Source organism: Paenibacillus sp. Y5S-9 (assembly GCF_036894235.1).
Taxonomy (GTDB): domain Bacteria; phylum Bacillota; class Bacilli; order Paenibacillales; family Paenibacillaceae; genus Paenibacillus.
On record NZ_CP145887.1, the window covers coordinates 4,426,687 to 4,443,678 of the forward strand.

A 16,992-nucleotide genomic window follows, 5' to 3' on the forward strand; every position below is an offset into this window, starting at 1 on the left:
TCTCCCCCTTACTTGAATCGCTCGATGGTCCATTTCATGAATCGGTCCAGGAAAGCAGCAGCTTCAGCCCGTGTCATAGCGGAATTGCCAAGGAACCATATCTCTTCCTCGTCTGTGCCATTTACAGGTCTCCCCATATCCGTGACTACTGCTGCACCATCCATCTTTTTCTTGATAGGAATTCCATTAATTAGTGGATCATTGTTCGCAAATGTTTCGTCTTCCATTTCCGAGACGGCTATTTTCCAGAAAGCATCCTTGGACTGTTCTACCCGCTCACCTTTGGTTTGATAATAAATGGCAGAATCTTTGCCAACGTCTGCGAACCTTTCGCTCACATCTTTGAGATAATAGAATGTCACTTCGTCGCCTTCTGAAAAAGGTTGATTAAATACAACCGTGTGGTTGTCAATTTCCGAATAAGCCGGTGTTTCTGGGACGTTATCTTTTTTTTCGTCTTTAAATTTCACTGTAATTTTAAGTTTCTTTTTACCTGCCGGATAATTGCCATTAAGTCTAAACACCCGTTGACCCTGAAATGCCGTAATAGGCTGATTAATCTCCGTCGTTGGTGCTTCCATGTCCGTAAATCTGGCATAGAACACTTTGCGCAACTTGTTAATCAGATGAAATGCTTCTCCCCGCTGTATAATGGCATTAGGAAAAAAACAATTGTTGTATGCTGGTTTGAGTGTTGTCGCTTTGATATCTTCACTCTTGAATTTGTTATTCTTCGTCCAATAATTGAACTTGCAAGTGACACCGTTCAGATTAAAAGGAAGAAACACCGATCCCCCCGGGCTGACACAATATACATCCGTTCGGTAACCAATAGCCTTTGTTGCAATTTTGGTTACCGCCGCGGCATCCCCCTTGGTATCACCCCATACCTCGGAAGGAATACTGAGTCTGCGAAGCGGTTGGCCTGCTGCATACAAATATTCCTGATGATTACGACTGAATGGATCGTAGAAATAGGTCGTCGCTGCACTAAGTTCAGCTCTGGGCAGATCTCCAGTCCAGGACACGGGTGGCCTTTTCCAAGCACTGTCCAGCAACGGTTCACCGTAACTACAGAAGGACACCACCTGTCCTGCATTTACACCGGTGTACAACTCCACATCAGTTAATCCCTTACTATTGGTTTCAGCCGTTTGGTAGATCGTTTGAACACCGTCAATAAACACATACAGTGGATTGTCATCTGTTGGTTTAATCAGCACAGGCAGACTAAATGAGGTTTGCCCCGCTTTCCCTTTGATTTCTTCATATACAAAAGGCTTGCCTTCCTCAAACTTGTTATAGTTGATTCCGGCCACAAAGACTTCACCATCTTCCAAAACCATATTCGTGGCTTCCATAACATCGTTATAGAACCAGTCCCCTTCGTTTACATCAACCCATTTTCGTATGATAAACACCTCCTATCTTTAGAATAGACAGAAAAGAGAGTAGGTCACCCTACTCTCGAATTGTTCGTTCCAGCAAACGCTTGGTACGCATCAGGAAAGTAACAAACTCTGCTCTGGTTATGAAGTTTTCCGGTCTGAAATATAGAATGGGTGTGCCATCCAATTGTGTTACAACCGTCAGTCCCAAATCAGCCAAGCGTTCAATTGATTTTCTAGCCCAGTGGTCCTTGCCTTCTACCGTCTGTAAATCCTGGAACTGTATTGCACTCTTACGGTCATATCCATCTTTTTTGATCAGGGTCATGGTCAATTCGACCTTGTACCCCTTCTGATCCTTATCCATCGTATCCTGATGGTAGAAAATAGGGTCGACTTTGATGGACTCTACAACACCAACATAGATATTGCCCTTCTCATCATAAAATTTGTGTGTCCAGCCTACGTACATGGCATAGTCGTGATAGGATTTCTTATCCTTAAACAAGATGTTAATGATGGCCTTGTACGAAGACACGCCCATCTGATGAAAATGTGAGGGAGCATTAATCATTTTAATTTCCCTCACTTGCGGATTGGGCGAAGGTGAAGAGTACGGATCAATAATTCTTCCGTTCACTGGCTCGAACTTCATGCCTGTATCTACATACAGCTTTCTTTTATACCGGTCATTAACTAAGCCAAACGGGTCTTGCTGAGTCATATCAGATGCCCTCCTCACCTATTTTATCTGGGGATATGATTGCTTCCCATTCTTGCACCTACATTACTAGCCATCCGGTTAACCAGACCCGGGCTGTTCTGCCGCAGTGTTTTATCCAACGTAGATGTCAGCCTCTCCACATCTTTTGTGCTGCCTGTCATATTATCAATGTTCACATGAACCGTAACATCACCCGAACCAACCATCACACTTTTATGTGTATTGTTTGTCGTCATGTAATCAAAGTAATCCATGACCTTAAGACCTGCTGGAATGTTGAATGAAGATATCGGTTTATCCATTTTTTTGCTAATTTCATACAAATTTTTGGACTGTTCTACACCCAATGCCTGGATTTGTTTAAAAATCTGCATATATTCATCCGAGCCCGGTTTAAACACACCACTATTCAACAGATTCTTCCAATCTTGCTTGATCGAACTTATTTGTGAGTTCATTTCAGATGCACGCGATTTGTTCAATGCAATTAATTCTGGTGCATCTTCCTTACCTCCATTAGCCGCCAGGAGATCATACATTCGTTTATCATAATCCAACTGCGTCAACTCAAACTGATCATTCATCTTGCGTCTAAGCTCATCAATTTGGCTGTTTTTGACACCATTCAGTTCAAGCTCTGATTGTGCCTTCTGCTGTTTCTTCTCATTGATCTCCAGACCCAGTTCATCTTTATCCTTACCTTCAGCCATCTTGTCGTACGTCTTCTGTAAACTTGCAATAGCCTTATCGAAGAACTTGATATTCTCTTGCAAATATTTCTCCATTAGCGCGCGCATCTGACCAGAATCTTCGCGAACACCACTAATCAATAGACGGGATCGAGTGACTTGGTAATTGGTTTCGTTATCACTTGTGGATTTGTTAAGCTGCCGATTAATCTTGGCGATCATTTCATCAATACCATTGCTCTGTGGCTGAGGCGTATAGCCGTTAGCAATAGTTCCTATTCCGCTCGCAGCAGGAATATACTGCATTTGAGGTTGAATGTATTGTATCTGCGGTTGTTGTTGTTTGTTGTCCCCAGGCGGTTTTCCAGACTCTTTATCCATTTGAATCTGGGCTTCTTTTTTCTCCTGCTTGTAGTTGTATTCCTTGCCCAGTTTCTTCTCAACTGCATCTCCGCCGTCTTCGCTCCATACTGCCTTAAATCCCTTCCAGTAGTCCCCGAACTTGTTATTCGTTGCATTGTTACCGAATATTGAACTCATTGTGCCGGATACAGCGGCATCCATCCCCAGGTTTAACCCTTTCCACACTTTCCCTACAAAAGATGACTGCTCCATATCCTTGAAATCTTTGGCCAACTCTTCCTTATTGGTAGCGCGAATACTCTGCTTCTCCGCTTCTGACTTACCCATATTGTTCAATGGATCGACAAGACCAGAGACGACATCCATAGCGGTCATCGCTAACCCAAGTGCTGGTACAGCTTTTAAAGGCCTCAATAATCTCCCGCCGGATTTGACTAATTTCGAAAATTTTCCGGGTGTTTTAATCCCACGGGCAGCTTGCTCCGCATTGATGTCACGCTGAGTAATCGAATTACCTTGTCTATCTCGAAGAATATTTCCATCTTTATTACGAATTGGGGCATTTCTGTCAAAAAATGCTTTGCGATTGCCTGTGTCTTTCATATCCTTAAACCTGGAAAGAAGGCCCCTTTTGGGTGTATTTTTATTCCCTTTCTTCGAGTCGCCCCCCGGATTGAATTCATCCATTATCGCGTCTTTCATGACATCTTTGATCAGGTCTTCATGACGAGCTACAAAGGTTTTGTTTTTGGATTCTTTCTTGTCATCCTTAACAGGAGATTCCACGCCTCCTGCTCCTGGAACAACTAGAAATCCTCCTGGACCACTCATCATACTCGCGAGCTGAACCTGTTCGAGTTCCTTCAGTTTGGATATGTATGCTGTAGCATCGATCATGCCCTTTCTAAAAGAGGCGTTTAACTCATTGACTTCGTTTCTCAATGTGGAGAGAACGTCATTCAATAGAGCTGACTGCTTACGTAGCTTCTGGATCTCCGATTCGTACCGTTGAATATCGGTTGAACCGTATTGAAACTCAGCGTTTAGAAAATATAACTTATTTCGTAGTTCAACCGCATCGAGGTCCATGTCATCCATCGCCATCATCAACACTCTAGCTCGGTGTTCAAGTTGCATAATTGCTCTACTCGTGTCATCTAGTTCTTGGCCTAGAAACTCAAGACTTCGCTTCGTCTTCGCGATCTGAATATCGAGAGAATGCATTTCTTCTCGCAACAAAAGAAGTTCTCGACTATACGTTTTGACTCGCTTCTCAGCTTCGTCACGTTCTTCCGCATGAATGGAAGACGCCATTGTATTCCCATCTTGTATAGCCTGATTGTACATTTCATGTTGTTGATCTCGGGTAGTCCGAGCCTGAATTACATCATCTTGCTTGGCTACGGCCCTACTTTGAATTTCTGTTCTTCGATGATCCAGAGTCTGTAGACGACTCTGCTGTCTGCCCATTTCCTGCGCTACACCAGCACGCTGCACATCCGTGACTTGTAGTCGCTCGGGAACGTCGCTCCCCGCATTTCCAACTTTCCCTGGATCTGCATTCGTAGCACCATATCGTTTCTGATCGCCTTCATTCATCACTTCACCGAACTTATCCCAGGCAACCTGCACTCCGACTTCATCCATAATTCGGTTAAGCAGTTCCATATGATCAACAATGCCATCCGTATGATCTCCAATTAACCGCATGGCTGCGATAAGATAATCGCCCAGCTCGGTAAATTCCTCTTTCAACCCTTGCATCGCCTCATGTGTTGCAATCTGAAATGCGATTTCGATCTCTCGTTGTCGGAATTGAAGGTTGTCTCTACTGCCAGTGCGCTGATGGATCGACGCGTTTACATCCGTAGCCTTCAATTGTTCAGCAAGAAGATCGAATCTAACTCGATTCGATGCAAATCCCTGCTGAGGATGATCTTCTTTTGACTGAACCAACAATCCAGCCTTACTAATCCAGTTGGCTAATACATCCTCTTGTGCAAGAGTTCCATCAGGGTTCCCTACCATTGGAAGGGTCTGACGCATCATATCCATCAAGTCCTGAATGCCAACATCCAACAGCGTTGAAGCTCTGATCATCATGTCTGTGACTTGGGACAGATCAAAGCTACTGCTTCCCCATGTCGGAGTAACAGATTCCAGACCTGTTGCCGTCTGTTCTACATCCATATTGCCCACTGAATGCAGCTTGGCTACTTCTTCAGCAAACGCCACAGCTTCAGATGAATGATCATAATTACGAGAACCAATGCGATAGGCAAGACCTACATCTTCCTGATCCATACCATGTTGCAGTGCAATTCGTTGCAGATTTTTGACCGTTCCGGTTTGTGTATATTGCCCACTGTCATTCGTTGTCCCAGACGATCTAAGCTCCAAATTTTGGTCGGCCCGACTCATCTGATGATCCATCTGCTGCGACGAGTCAAGGGATTTCTTGAGTAATGTTGATGAATACCCCTTGGTTTCACCTGCTGAAATATATTTCATCGTATTCATCACGGAGTCTAACAACCCCTGTGAGCCAGCTGCAGACACATCCTTCATTTCACTGAACGCTCCACGATAAAAGTGCTCCAAATCGGTCGTCAGTGTTTCTATCATTTGCGACTGCATATCACTTCTGATTGTCTCTACACGTCTAACCAATGTGTTAACACCCGAAAGGTAATTTCCTTTCAGCGTTGTACTTTGTCCAGTTAATTGTTCCTTATCTGTTAATATTTCTTGTGTTAAGGAATGTTTATCTCCTTGTCCTTCTGTTTCAGTCAAAAGAATCACCGCCTTTATGCATAAATCCCGTTCTACCTTCATTTAGGCAAAACGGGATGTCTCTCTCTTATCCTCCGAGCGCTTGTGCAAGCATACCGATATCATCTTCTGATATCTCTGTGTAATCCTCGTCATTGAAGGTTCTTTTACGTCTGACGGTCCCATCTTCTTCAACTTCCTCGCCCCCACCGCCACCGAACATGCGAAGAGGTGCTGTCATAAGCTCAACCTCAAATTGAATATATTTCTCGGCTGACTTGCACAGCTCCGCAACCTGAGGGAGTGTGTACTCCCAAATCTCCCACTTGTTCAGCCCACAGTGTTTATGGAGGGTGAAGAAGATTTCTCCCCAGTGAACGGGTTCCTGTGTTTCCGTATCACGGATTTCGGTTCCCTCCAAAGACTCCCCCTCGGTGCGTTCTACTTTTTTAAACCATTGAGTCCAATGAGCATATCAATGACTTTGCGAGCTGTGTTCAGATCAAGGTACTCATCCAGATATTCTCGATTGATGATATACTCACCATGCTCATCTTTGGTCACGATATGTGGATAGTTTTTGAATGCCATTGCCAATACATCAAATAAATCCTGCTGCCGCTTTTCGTCAAGTTCATCATTCTCAGTCGGAATGAAATTAAGAATAATGGCATCAATATTCACCGTTTTCAGCAACTTCATCAGACGGCGGGCATCCTTCAGGTTACACGGCGGAATGCGATATTTCCGTCGATCCCGCAGGGTAATAATCTCATCATCTTCAAAAAATGCACGCTCAGCCGCTTCCACTTCCTCCGGCGACACTCGTTTGTTCTCCGGATCATCCTTGATTCGTTGCGCCGCTTCCTCATTCAGCTTTTCCGCAAGCTCACGCTCGGCTTTTTCTCGTTCTGTTTCCATGAATTTAAAGACCTCCCCTGGACATTCTCCCCCATATAATAAAAACCCTGGCAAGGCAAGGCGCTGTGAAGGGGAGGGACACAGATGCCGTTTGATACCTTGCCAGGAGCAATCAACCTTATTTAGATATTAGATCTTGCTTGGTGCGCTGAAGCGTTTGATACTGCCGATTTTTCCGTCAGCACGTTCAGGATCCAGAATCTGCAATGAGATTGCGGATGCAGAAGCGGCAGCACGCTGGGCATTGATGCTGAATGTACCTTTTGCACGGCACATGTACAGCTCGGTTTCAACACCTGCATACGAACCATCTTTTTGCTGGAACGTACCGTGATGAATGACGGAGATCGGGAATGGTACTTCGTCAACCAACAGATCAACCATGTCTACAATTTCTTCACGTTTGTAATTCAGTACAACCTCTTTACCGATATGGACCGCATTCAGGATGACTACACCATTCGCTTCGTCGTAGAAAAACTCATTCGGTTCCACGGCCGTTCCCTTTAAAGTGAGTTGTTTCAGCAACGTGTTGGAATCTTTGAGACGAACCGTGATTCCACCGTTCTTTTCATAGATTTTACTTGCATGCTTCGGTTTGGCTTCAGCAAATCCAGAATTGGATACGCCTGCAGCCACTGTAGACTGCTCATTCAGCACCCATACATAAGACTTCACTTGCTCTTGTACCGTTGAACCCATCATCAGCTGGATCGCATCCAGATCGAATTTGGCATCTGTTGCCGATACTTCAATCGATTTGGACTTCACCAGTACATCAATGGCGAACAGACCGTCACCACCAAAGATGTCCTCAAGCTCCACGTTAAGGTCAATTTTCAAATCTTGCAGGGTACCCAGGGTAACTACCTCAATTTCGCCCATCGGATCTTTTGGAAGGCGTTTAGCCATGAACGTACCTACACCTTTGATAATCATTTTTTTAGCCATTGAACAGTCCACTCCTTAGGATAATATGTAATTTTAGCTACGGAGACTTGCTTAAGCCGGAATCAGGTTAAATGTCTTGATGATCGGGAGATCCTTCGTTTAACCCGTCTGGCTGTTCGCCGTCTCTGCTTTTTATAGTGTAGAACGCTATCTTCATTCCCTAACGATAATGTAAACGAAATATATTGAAGCACGATTAGCCCCGTCATCTTTGCAAAAGAAATAGTCCTGCATATGATCAAAGAAAAGACCCCTACATCAGAGGGGCCGTTCTGTTTGGCAAAGCATCTATAATTTGTGCTACCTGTTCTGCACGTTCTTTGATCTCAAATTCATCGGCAGTAACCAGATGAACATGCGAGCAGTATTTGCCATGCTCATAGATTCTCTCGGGAGTAATGAAGACAACGTCAGCAACAGCTTCCATCTTGTGTTTGTGCTTCTCATATTGATCCGGATCGGTCAACGAATCAAATACGACCAGATCAGGATATGCTGTCTCGATCGAACCTGCCAGCCGGCTATCGTTCACCCAGTAGATTACGCGATCACCCTGAAACAGCGTACGTACATTCTGACCAACACGGGCTACGACAAAGTTTGGAAGCTCCGGATAAGGATACTCCAAGGCATCAACCTGATAGAACTCATCACTCGAGTTGATATATATTACATTGTAGCCCACTTCAGCGAGTGCTTTTAACAAACGCTGTGGTCGACGCCCGAATCGTTCACTATGGAAATCGATCGCAGGCAGATATACAATCGTTGTATCCGTGTTTGGGGTGTATGTCGTAACATTGAACTCCGTCGCATCAATCTCTATTTCTTCAAGCTCAATTGTCGGTGTGATCAACTGTCTACCAAACATTCGTTTAAATATCTTTTTCATTATTTCTGCCTCCCATGACCTGATTAATCATCTTCACAGCATCCATTGCCCGGCCTTCCCAGCTATTAGACTTAGCCACCTTTAATCGTGCAGCAATTTTGAAAGCACTATTCTCACGAATCGCTTTCTCCAACATCACTCCGCAATTATGCTGATTCATAAAGTAAGTTACATCGCTGTACTTATGAACAATTTCCTCCATACGCGTGGTCAACACAGGCTTGCCCGCAGACAAATATTCGTAATACTTGATCGGATCGCAGCCACGGATCATCTCTGTCAGCTTGAATGGCACGATACAGACATCGAATTGAGCAATGTAGGCGGGAAGCACTTTATAATCTTTGTGCGGAAGACAAGTCACATTGGGATGAACAATATTTTTTTGATACAGGGCATTGTTCCCAATCAAAACGACACGATAACCTTTATCCGCAATAGCGGTAATCAGCGAATAATCCACCCATGATGCCATTGCCCCGTGGAAACCCACAATCTTTTGCCCATCATGAACATCGGGGAAATCCGCCGGTTTGGGCAGAATTGCCCTCGCTTTCTCAAAATGTTGGTAATCTGCCCCGTTAGGGCACATAAAGATCGGTTTGCCGTCATATTTATGTGCCTCGTACATCACCTTGGCAGTCGTGGCAATAAGATCTGCACGGTCAAAGCATTTCGGTATGTAGGATTTCCACACTGCAAACTCATCAGCCGAATTATCCAGGTAATCAAATACGGTAAAATCAAACTTCCGACCATCCGAATAATTGTACTGTCCTGGATTCGAGAACCAGAGTACCTTCTTTCCTTTGACCAGGTGATCGTAGTTCACACCTTTCTGCACAAGGAACAGATCATCATTTAACTTTTCAATCGGGCGGCTCTGCTTTCTGTACGTTTCTTCATTGATAAAGATAGCCCGTATACCTGGAATATTGGAGAAGGCGGTCATCAATTGCTGAGGACGTTGGAACAAGAGGTTCCAGTCAAGTGCGGGCGGGTAGACAATGGTCATTTCTATACTTTCAAAAACCGGATTTTCTCGTTGCTTTCTACGAAGCAGCCAATTGAGCAATCAACTCCACTCCTTCCGCATAAGCATGAATGGGTCGCAACCGAGTATCTACAAACAGTTCAAACCCCAGTCTTCGTGCTTGCTCACAGAATGGTGCATCTTCCCCTGTTGGGTGCGAACCATATCGCACGCCTGCTTCGATCACTTCACGCTTAATCAAATATACGGCACCTGTCAGATCTACCGGAACCAAACCCGCTTTGAATTCAGGTATATGTTTTCCGGCGATCATGGCATTATGAGCCTTCAACTTTGGATGATTCCGTATAAGCATGGAACATACATCCTTGTCATTATCCATTAACTGCCGTAGGCTACCCTCAGGAATGATGATATCCGTATCAATTGAGAACAGATAATCACAGTCCGATTTCAGAAACTCATCCAGAAGCTTATTTCTCAACAACGCCAGGTTATGATAGGAATATTGTCCACGCATATGACCATATGTTCTCCCCAGATTATGAGTCAGATAAGGAATCTGATGATGATCAAGGATATGCTCCGTCTGATCTTCACTATCATTCAGGATGTACATATAATGCTTCTGCACTGCTTGTTGCTCAAGTGATTGCAAGTGCCGTTCCATAATCCAAGCCCGATTTCGTACAGGACTACCTATAAATACGTTTTTCACAGTCCATCCCCTCTCCCTTTTTATCTAGTCTAGACTGTTACTCAATAACCTTCGCACGTGGAATAAAAAAGGAGTGTTTCCTCAAAAGAAGAGAGAGAACGAGGCATTTTTCCTATTCTAATACAGAAGGAGTTGATGAATATGTATACTGAAGAAACCATAATTCACACATGGGAAGAAGGCGACATGCATGCTGGGGAGTGTAGATTTAATCCGCAACTGGTTCCAACTGGCCTCTGATGGAGAAGCCCATGCTTCTGTTCGATTTGGGGATGCTTCCAACACCATTCTGGCTCACGACACCGTTCTGACTATGGATTTCATCAAGTCTCATTACGGCTGGTTGAACGATCCTACCTATTGCGGCATAACCTTACCCAATGCGAGTGCGAGAGAAATTATCGTACACTGCCTGCGAAAAGCGGATTACGTCGGACATCTGATCCAGACAGATCACTGGTATTTCAAACCGTTATTCGATATGTGCCTTGCATATTACAAGGTTGAACCCCGGGAGACCTTCTATGCTTTTGAGAATAATTACATCGCCCGATTCAAGTTATTCTATGAAACGTTCAAGACCATGCCTATTCTGCTCTGCGGAGCCAAGGCCGAGCAATATCGAGAAGTTCTGGAGCGGAGATACGGGTGGACAAGCATCGTAGGAACGGTGGACTGCCCCTCGTGGTCTCATGTGAGCACAGCATCCAAACAAATGGAACATATCTACCAACAGACACCTTGGAAGCTTGCTTTGGTATGTGCAGGTGCACCTGGCAAGGTACTGGTTATTAAGGCCAAAGAACTGCAAACCGTAGGTGTTGACTTTGGTTCCGGAGCAGATGTTGCCATTCAAGCCGACAGCGAAAATCTGAACGCCTGGGATTACAACGGATTTCCTGATTATTGGGAAGGCAGACCAAAAAAATGACCCTCTCCGGGTCTTTTTTACTGGATAAAACGGTGATTCCAATCCGATTTTATTGACTTAGTGGCTGTTGATAAATTAAACTATCTGCCTTATTATTGTTAAGATAACTCCTAATCTAACTTGGTTTAAACTTGCATGAAGAGGAGCTCTGCTAAGATATTCAAACCGTTGGAGGGAAATGTAATGGCGTACTCGCAGTCAAAGACCGAAATAGTAGCAACTCATCTAAGAACAAGATTTATGGAAGGTAACGTGGAGGGACATGAGATCGTAGTTGCCTTGATCAGTATGGTCAAAGCTGAGAAGATTAATCTAGATGAGGTTGCCCCTATTCTCTCTACAGTCTTTTTTGAACAACCGCAAGGTATTCTGTTGGCACTCGAAAAAGCTAGCACGCTGATTGATGATGAATTAATTGATTCCATTATCCACGAAGTAAACGAAAAAGCTTAATCTTACATACAAGGGGAGAGCTTATCATCAGATTTTAATGTACATCAACCAATTATTCTCTCCACACTTTTAGATTGAATAGATTCATCACTGAGAAATTGGACTTTCTCGTTATTTTCCGTCCTCCTCCGCTTATTCTAGTAGTATTACGAAGGAGGGGACACCGATCGAGACAGTGAATAAAGCCATTTTATTTTTAGTAGTTATTGAAACCATGCTTGAAGCGCTCCACCATGCGGAAGTAGATCAGACAGAACTTGTGGATTCGCTTGTTATGTTGGGTTTTGATCCCATTGAGATGTTGTACGAGACAAATACGATTAGATCTTTCCAAAAGATATGCAGGGCTTTCGCAGAACTCCATCTTACAGATGAGGCCCTGGACACGTTCTCAAAAGAGTAGTTACATAAGCAGAACCCCACATCACATTCGAAGTGGGGTTCTGCTTTTTTATATTTATGAATTTTGAACCCGTTTTGAACCGGATCAGCTTAACCTTCCCCATCCTGCCTCGTATAGGTCATCTAGGGACCATGGATATCTCCATCGCCCCTGTTGACACTGACTTAATAAACGAAAGGATGGTTGTATGAGCTCACCCACACCAATACATGTGATCGAAACAAATCAACTCGCTGTTATTGGAGTCATTGATGAATCCTCGATTCAGACCCAATATGAACTTGAGTATCCTGACCATATCGTGATTATACAAGATTTTTATTTTTTGAAAGATCCAGCACACTTTAACTCCTGGTTAACCAGCAGACAGGCATAGCCTCTATCTGAGATGTACTTTGGGTCAGGACTTTTTACGTCTGCGCTCATCAATTAAAACCTTCAGTAACAGCAACTCTCCATAGGTTAACTTCTTCTTGCGTACCTTCTCTACCCATGCCCAATCTTCAATCACCTTGTCGTTGTAGGCATCTCCAATGTACTGATCAAGTTCATTCCAGGCCCATTGTGCATAATCCAGAACCGTATTCATATCATCATCCTCCGTGATTGCTATTTGTTGCAGCGGGTTTAATTTTGTATGTACTGCTTGTTTAAATCTTTCATATTCACCTGGTTGTTTAATCCATGGCAGCGGGCATTCCTTCCATCCAACCACTTCTTTATGTGTGAAGAAGACGGGTGGAAAGTCCCGTTCCCTGATTAGGTATACTGCGAGGTCTACAACGTTATTGAATGTATCTTCATGAATACTGCCATCCTTTTCAATGCACATCTCAATGCCCACTGTACTATTGTTCGGATATGTCCCAAGTTTGGCCAGAGCTTCCTTCGTGTATGTTGCACTCCCGCAGTGATAGGCTAGTTCATCATCCGGGAGACTGTTATATATCGACGTTCGATCTACCGAGTAATGTGCACTTGCATAACGACCTTTCACTGCTTTATTGGAATCTTGCTGTGCCAAACTTGCAAAGTATTTGCTAATGTTCTTCGCGGGCGCTCCGGGAGAAGCCGTATAATGCATCACAATTCCACGTTTCGCTTTTAATTTCAGTCCGGCCCGACTGTATTTATTCACAGGTATGTAATCCTTGATGATCTGTATCATTACATCTTCTCCTTGTCCTCAACTTGATCTTCATTCCCTCGAAGCTTAAAGAGGGCTGAAGTGATAAACTTAGGTACAGGCAGGCCCAGTTTCCCCAGGTTCTCCAATATACTGATTCCTTCGGTACCAATGATGAACATTAACATTGCATCTCGCATAAAATCATTGGAATTGCCTGCAACCATATCCAGTTGATGTGCAATAATGACAAAAACAAATGTCAATGACTTACGAGCAAGCCCCCACCATCCAACCCTGCTGGATAACTCCTTCCTATACCATGCAGATAGCACCCCTGTGATGTAATCCAACCCCACAAAGATGGTCACTGCAATAAACAGGTGATCAATTCCTCCTACCAAATACACGACTGCAGATAGTAGCCAGCCAAGCAAAACCATAAAAACGGTGTCTCTGTGCATTAACGTTCCCCCTTCAATAACCTATTTCATGTCTAGGTTAGGCGGATCACAGACATAAGTCTCATGGAATACAAAAACCTCCGAAAAAACATTCACCATCCGCTATACAAACAGCAAAAATCCCTCACCGCTAGGATGCGGGAGGGATCATGACGAAATGATTCAGCTGTAGGTTGATGGATCAGGTGTAACCGGTACACCTGTAGTATTCGTTGGTGTTGTATTACGTTGGAACATGCCTTGAATTCGGTCCAGAACATAAGGAGTAGAGTCAATGAGTTTCTCAAACAGATGTGTTGAATTATCGAGTGGCACAATGTGTACCCCCTGTTTGCCTACCACCAGGAACGCAATAGGACGTATGGATACACCGCCGCCACTACCGCCGCCAAATGGAGAAGCCACTTTAGCTGAACTGGCATGTTCAGCAGAGGTACCTGTAGTACCACTTTTGCCATGACTTTCTCCATTGACGTGAAAATCACTGCCACCGGCAGCAAATCCGAATCCCACTTTACTAATAGGTAAAATCACAGTACCATCTGGTGTTTCGACTGCATCGCCAACAATTGTATTGACATCCACCATGGCCTTGATATTTTCCATTGCGGTTTCCATTAAGCCTTGAATTGGATGATCTGACATTTAAATTCCCTCCAGTTTCAATGTAAGCTAGGTTTGATCTAACCATATCATCCCCAAACTTGAAGGGACTTATGTAAATATACATTTTAAGTACACTCACCGAACCCCAACCTCATATTCCCAAAATCAGACCGGCTAAGATAGGCGTCTACAGTGTTGTCCCACTAAGCTTTTTCTTTTGCTTCGCCTTATGTCTGCTGCGCAGTTCCTGAAGAAGTTTGAACCACATCCGCCATCCGCCTTCAACTTGAAGCACACGGGTGAGTAGTGTAACTCCAGCGATCAGAACGGCTGTAATCCGAATTTTCACTCTGAAATCGAGCTCCGTCTTAAATTCCATTTCATCGGACCATACCGGCATAACCTGAAGCACGGGTGTTTCATCAAAGCGGATCTGATAGGTGAGAAAACCAATAATAATGGACTTGATACTCCACACCCATCCCGTCAGCACCGCTGTATATGCTGCATCACCAACGCCGATGTGGGTAGCCCAGGACAGTTGAGTCATATGTACGCGTGTGAGTGTTTGCTTCAGCCACAGCTTGAGCGCGTCCGTTGCCCTAAGCATAATTTTCACATCTTTAGCCCACTTCTTGACTTTACGTTTGTTGACCCGCTCACTTCCCTGGGCCTCACCTCTCGAATGATTCATGGATTGTTCGGTCTTGACCAGAAAACCTTCCTTCATATTACGAAAAACAATACTCGGGATCTCATAGTTAATCCGCACAATTCCATAGAGAAGACGAACATTAATATTGGCGTAATCATCACTTTTATGTTTACTGAATGTAAAATGTACATGAACATTTGAGATGAGGACTGCGGCAATCAGCAATGCGAACAACAAACCGATTCCTCCAAGCCAAATCCACACAGGCCTTACCTCCAAGCCCTCAATTCTTTTCTCGTCTAGTATGGCACTCTGGATAGGAAAAAATTCACGTCTGACCTAAAAATCCCATTTCATATTTGTATGGATACTGTTCTATTCACCATTTATCTAAAAATAATGCACAAAAAAACCGACCCCACTTTGGGTGTCGGTTAATATGAACTTTCAATTAGAGTGAAGAATCCGTATTATCGTCTTCGTTGTCGATATGACTTAGGTCATCCGCTGGATTAACACTTTCCGGTTCCAGTTGTTGCAAATCCAGTTTGTTGAATAACAGTTGTGTCTCTTCCTCTAGGTTTTCGGAATCTTCGAACAAACCTGGTTCAGGAAGGTCTTTAATTGAAGCCAGTCCGAAATAATCCAGGAATGACTTGGTCGTTCCGTACAGAATTGGTCGTCCGATCGCCTCGGCTCGTCCCACTTCAATAATCAAATCCTTATTCACAAGTGTATGGATGGCCCGCTCCGATTTTACACCACGGATTTCCTCAATCTCTACCCGTGTAATCGGCTGACGATACGCCACAATGGCCAGCGTCTCCAGAGCCGCTTGGGATAAGGACGTTCGTGCGGGAGAGTATGCCAATTTCTCGAAATATACAGCATGGTCAGGCAAGGTGCCCAACTGCACTACACCAGCGATCTTGAGAATCTGTACACCTCGTCCCTGCTGTGAAAATTCATGAATCATCTCCTCAATCGCGTCCGTTACAAGTTCCACTCGCTGGTCGACGATCTCGGCAATTTGTTTGATACTCAGACCCTCTTCTCCGGACAAAAACAGCAGGCCTTCAATAATCGATTTCAATTTCGGAAAATCCATGATTCTTTGTTTCCCCTCTCCACTCCATAACGATATCCTCAAACATCCGTTCCTGATAACAGACAATCTGCTTCATCTTCATCAGTTCCAGCACCGCCAGAAAAGTGACAACAATCTCATGGCGATAGATATGTTCATCCATCAACTTGGAAAATAACAGTCTGCCTCCCGGCCCCATACTTTCCAAAGCGCCGATGACATCCCGTATCCGGTCCTTAACCGAAATCTCATCCCGTTTGATCCGGGTTACAGTTGTACGCTTCTCAGCCTTGCGTAGCGCCTTCTGAAATGCTGCAATCAGGTCAGAGGTGTGTAAACCCTCAACCGGGTTCGATTGGGCTTCTACGGGCATATAGGGGCGCAGATCCTCGGGCTCTTTGGAAAATATAAGGCTGCGTTCCCACTCCCGTTCATGAAGATGACGCGCAATTCCCTTGTACTTGCGATATTCTATCAGACGTGCAATCAGCTCTGCACGTGGATCATAATCTTCTTCTTCCATAAAATCATAATCCTCGAAGTCCTCAATTACCGGTGGTTTAGGCAGTAAAAGTTTGCTCTTGATCGACAGCAATGTTGCTGCCATGACCAGAAATTCACTCGTAATATCCAGTTCCAGTTCCTGCATCGAATGCAGGTACGCCATGTATTGATCGGTAATATCGCTGATGGGAATATCCTGGATATGAATTTCAGCCTTATCAATCAAATGAAGCAGCAGATCCAAAGGCCCTTCAAAAGTCTCCAGTTTGTATGTAACTACCGTCACTAGACGAATCCTCCCGCCAGAAAAATACAAAACCCTGCTAAGCCGTACGAATCCGGTTTCCCGTG

19 protein-coding genes are annotated in these 16,992 nt (G+C 44.2%); 4 read left to right on the plus strand and 15 right to left on the minus strand.

What is annotated here, in order from left to right; translation table 11 throughout:
* Positions 1-8: 8 nt before the first annotated feature.
* The 9 genes from V6669_RS19455 to V6669_RS19495 form a co-directional block, all read right to left on the minus strand.
* Positions 9-1,346 carry a hypothetical protein gene (locus V6669_RS19455; protein ID WP_338587659.1) on the minus strand — a complete coding sequence of 446 codons (1,338 nt, stop codon included), beginning with the start codon at positions 1,344-1,346 and terminating at the stop codon, positions 9-11.
* Between the two features lie 115 nt (positions 1,347-1,461).
* Positions 1,462-2,112, minus strand: a complete 651-nt coding sequence (locus tag V6669_RS19460; RefSeq protein WP_338587660.1) for an S-layer homology domain-containing protein — start codon at positions 2,110-2,112, stop codon at positions 1,462-1,464.
* 23 nt (positions 2,113-2,135) lie between these two features.
* Positions 2,136-5,957, minus strand: coding sequence for a hypothetical protein (locus V6669_RS19465; RefSeq protein ID WP_338587662.1), 3,822 nt, complete (start codon positions 5,955-5,957; stop codon positions 2,136-2,138).
* 67 nt (positions 5,958-6,024) lie between these two features.
* Entirely contained in the window at positions 6,025-6,357 is a 333-nt protein-coding gene (locus V6669_RS19470; protein WP_223199730.1) for a hypothetical protein, read from the minus strand.
* Positions 6,358-6,377: 20 nt separating this feature from the next.
* Positions 6,378-6,857 (minus strand): hypothetical protein, encoded by a 480-nt coding sequence (locus V6669_RS19475; protein ID WP_278294327.1) that lies wholly within the window; start codon positions 6,855-6,857, stop codon positions 6,378-6,380.
* A 129-nt stretch (positions 6,858-6,986) separates the two neighbouring features.
* Positions 6,987-7,808, minus strand: a complete 822-nt coding sequence (locus tag V6669_RS19480; protein ID WP_338587665.1) for a hypothetical protein — start codon at positions 7,806-7,808, stop codon at positions 6,987-6,989.
* A 253-nt stretch (positions 7,809-8,061) separates the two neighbouring features.
* Positions 8,062-8,700: a hypothetical protein gene (locus tag V6669_RS19485; RefSeq protein WP_338587666.1), complete on the minus strand. Its 639-nt coding sequence runs from the start codon at positions 8,698-8,700 to the stop codon at positions 8,062-8,064.
* Positions 8,684-9,775: a glycosyltransferase gene (locus V6669_RS19490; protein ID WP_338587669.1), complete on the minus strand. Its 1,092-nt coding sequence runs from the start codon at positions 9,773-9,775 to the stop codon at positions 8,684-8,686. The genes V6669_RS19485 and V6669_RS19490 overlap by 17 nt, the downstream gene beginning before the upstream one ends.
* Complete coding sequence (locus V6669_RS19495; RefSeq protein WP_338587671.1) at positions 9,753-10,412, minus strand: hypothetical protein; 660 nt, start codon at positions 10,410-10,412, stop codon at positions 9,753-9,755. The genes V6669_RS19490 and V6669_RS19495 overlap by 23 nt, the downstream gene beginning before the upstream one ends.
* Positions 10,413-10,602: 190 nt before the next feature.
* On the opposite strand from V6669_RS19495, the gene V6669_RS19500 reads away from it, so the two are divergent.
* The 4 genes from V6669_RS19500 (at position 10,603) to V6669_RS19515 (ending at position 12,575) form a co-directional block, all read left to right on the plus strand.
* Entirely contained in the window at positions 10,603-11,343 is a 741-nt protein-coding gene (locus V6669_RS19500; protein ID WP_338587675.1) for a GT-D fold domain-containing glycosyltransferase, read from the plus strand.
* Between the two features lie 183 nt (positions 11,344-11,526).
* On the plus strand, positions 11,527-11,796 hold the full coding sequence (locus V6669_RS19505) for a hypothetical protein (protein WP_133385387.1): 270 nt from the start codon (positions 11,527-11,529) through the stop codon (positions 11,794-11,796).
* A gap of 175 nt (positions 11,797-11,971) precedes the next feature.
* Positions 11,972-12,199 (plus strand): hypothetical protein, encoded by a 228-nt coding sequence (locus V6669_RS19510; RefSeq protein WP_338587677.1) that lies wholly within the window; start codon positions 11,972-11,974, stop codon positions 12,197-12,199.
* A 187-nt stretch (positions 12,200-12,386) separates the two neighbouring features.
* Positions 12,387-12,575 (plus strand): hypothetical protein, encoded by a 189-nt coding sequence (locus tag V6669_RS19515; protein ID WP_338587679.1) that lies wholly within the window; start codon positions 12,387-12,389, stop codon positions 12,573-12,575.
* 24 nt (positions 12,576-12,599) lie between these two features.
* Here V6669_RS19515 and V6669_RS19520 read toward each other — a convergent pair whose 3' ends face one another.
* The 6 genes from V6669_RS19520 to V6669_RS19545 all read right to left on the minus strand — a co-directional run bounded on the left by V6669_RS19520 (position 12,600) and on the right by V6669_RS19545 (position 16,927).
* Complete coding sequence (locus V6669_RS19520; RefSeq protein WP_338587681.1) at positions 12,600-13,367, minus strand: N-acetylmuramoyl-L-alanine amidase; 768 nt, start codon at positions 13,365-13,367, stop codon at positions 12,600-12,602.
* Positions 13,367-13,789, minus strand: a complete 423-nt coding sequence (locus V6669_RS19525; RefSeq protein WP_338587683.1) for a phage holin family protein — start codon at positions 13,787-13,789, stop codon at positions 13,367-13,369. Before V6669_RS19525 ends, V6669_RS19520 begins: the two co-directional genes overlap by 1 nt.
* 162 nt (positions 13,790-13,951) lie before the next feature.
* On the minus strand, positions 13,952-14,434 hold the full coding sequence (ytfJ, locus tag V6669_RS19530; RefSeq protein ID WP_338587685.1) for a GerW family sporulation protein: 483 nt from the start codon (positions 14,432-14,434) through the stop codon (positions 13,952-13,954).
* A 148-nt stretch (positions 14,435-14,582) separates the two neighbouring features.
* Positions 14,583-15,314, minus strand: coding sequence for a DUF2953 domain-containing protein (locus tag V6669_RS19535; protein WP_338587686.1), 732 nt, complete (start codon positions 15,312-15,314; stop codon positions 14,583-14,585).
* 187 nt (positions 15,315-15,501) lie between these two features.
* Positions 15,502-16,158, minus strand: a complete 657-nt coding sequence (scpB, locus tag V6669_RS19540) for an SMC-Scp complex subunit ScpB (protein WP_338587688.1) — start codon at positions 16,156-16,158, stop codon at positions 15,502-15,504.
* Positions 16,127-16,927, minus strand: coding sequence for a segregation/condensation protein A (locus V6669_RS19545; RefSeq protein ID WP_076328266.1), 801 nt, complete (start codon positions 16,925-16,927; stop codon positions 16,127-16,129). The genes scpB and V6669_RS19545 overlap by 32 nt, the downstream gene beginning before the upstream one ends.
* Positions 16,928-16,992 lie beyond the last annotated feature (65 nt).

Coding starts and splice junctions, on each gene's coding strand:
- V6669_RS19455 (WP_338587659.1), bottom strand. CDS start 1,346: ATGGTTTTGGAAGATGGTGAAGTCTTTGTGGCCGGAATCAACTATAAC.
- V6669_RS19460 (WP_338587660.1), bottom strand. CDS start 2,112: ATGACTCAGCAAGACCCGTTTGGCTTAGTTAATGACCGGTATAAAAGA.
- V6669_RS19475 (WP_278294327.1), bottom strand. CDS start 6,857: ATGGAAACAGAACGAGAAAAAGCCGAGCGTGAGCTTGCGGAAAAGCTG.
- V6669_RS19480 (WP_338587665.1), bottom strand. CDS start 7,808: ATGGCTAAAAAAATGATTATCAAAGGTGTAGGTACGTTCATGGCTAAA.
- V6669_RS19485 (WP_338587666.1), bottom strand. CDS start 8,700: ATGAAAAAGATATTTAAACGAATGTTTGGTAGACAGTTGATCACACCG.
- V6669_RS19500 (WP_338587675.1), top strand. CDS start 10,603: ATGCTGGGGAGTGTAGATTTAATCCGCAACTGGTTCCAACTGGCCTCT.
- V6669_RS19505 (WP_133385387.1), top strand. CDS start 11,527: ATGGCGTACTCGCAGTCAAAGACCGAAATAGTAGCAACTCATCTAAGA.
- V6669_RS19515 (WP_338587679.1), top strand. CDS start 12,387: ATGAGCTCACCCACACCAATACATGTGATCGAAACAAATCAACTCGCT.
- V6669_RS19520 (WP_338587681.1), bottom strand. CDS start 13,367: ATGATACAGATCATCAAGGATTACATACCTGTGAATAAATACAGTCGG.
- V6669_RS19525 (WP_338587683.1), bottom strand. CDS start 13,789: ATGCACAGAGACACCGTTTTTATGGTTTTGCTTGGCTGGCTACTATCT.
- ytfJ (WP_338587685.1), bottom strand. CDS start 14,434: ATGTCAGATCATCCAATTCAAGGCTTAATGGAAACCGCAATGGAAAAT.
- scpB (WP_338587688.1), bottom strand. CDS start 16,158: ATGGATTTTCCGAAATTGAAATCGATTATTGAAGGCCTGCTGTTTTTG.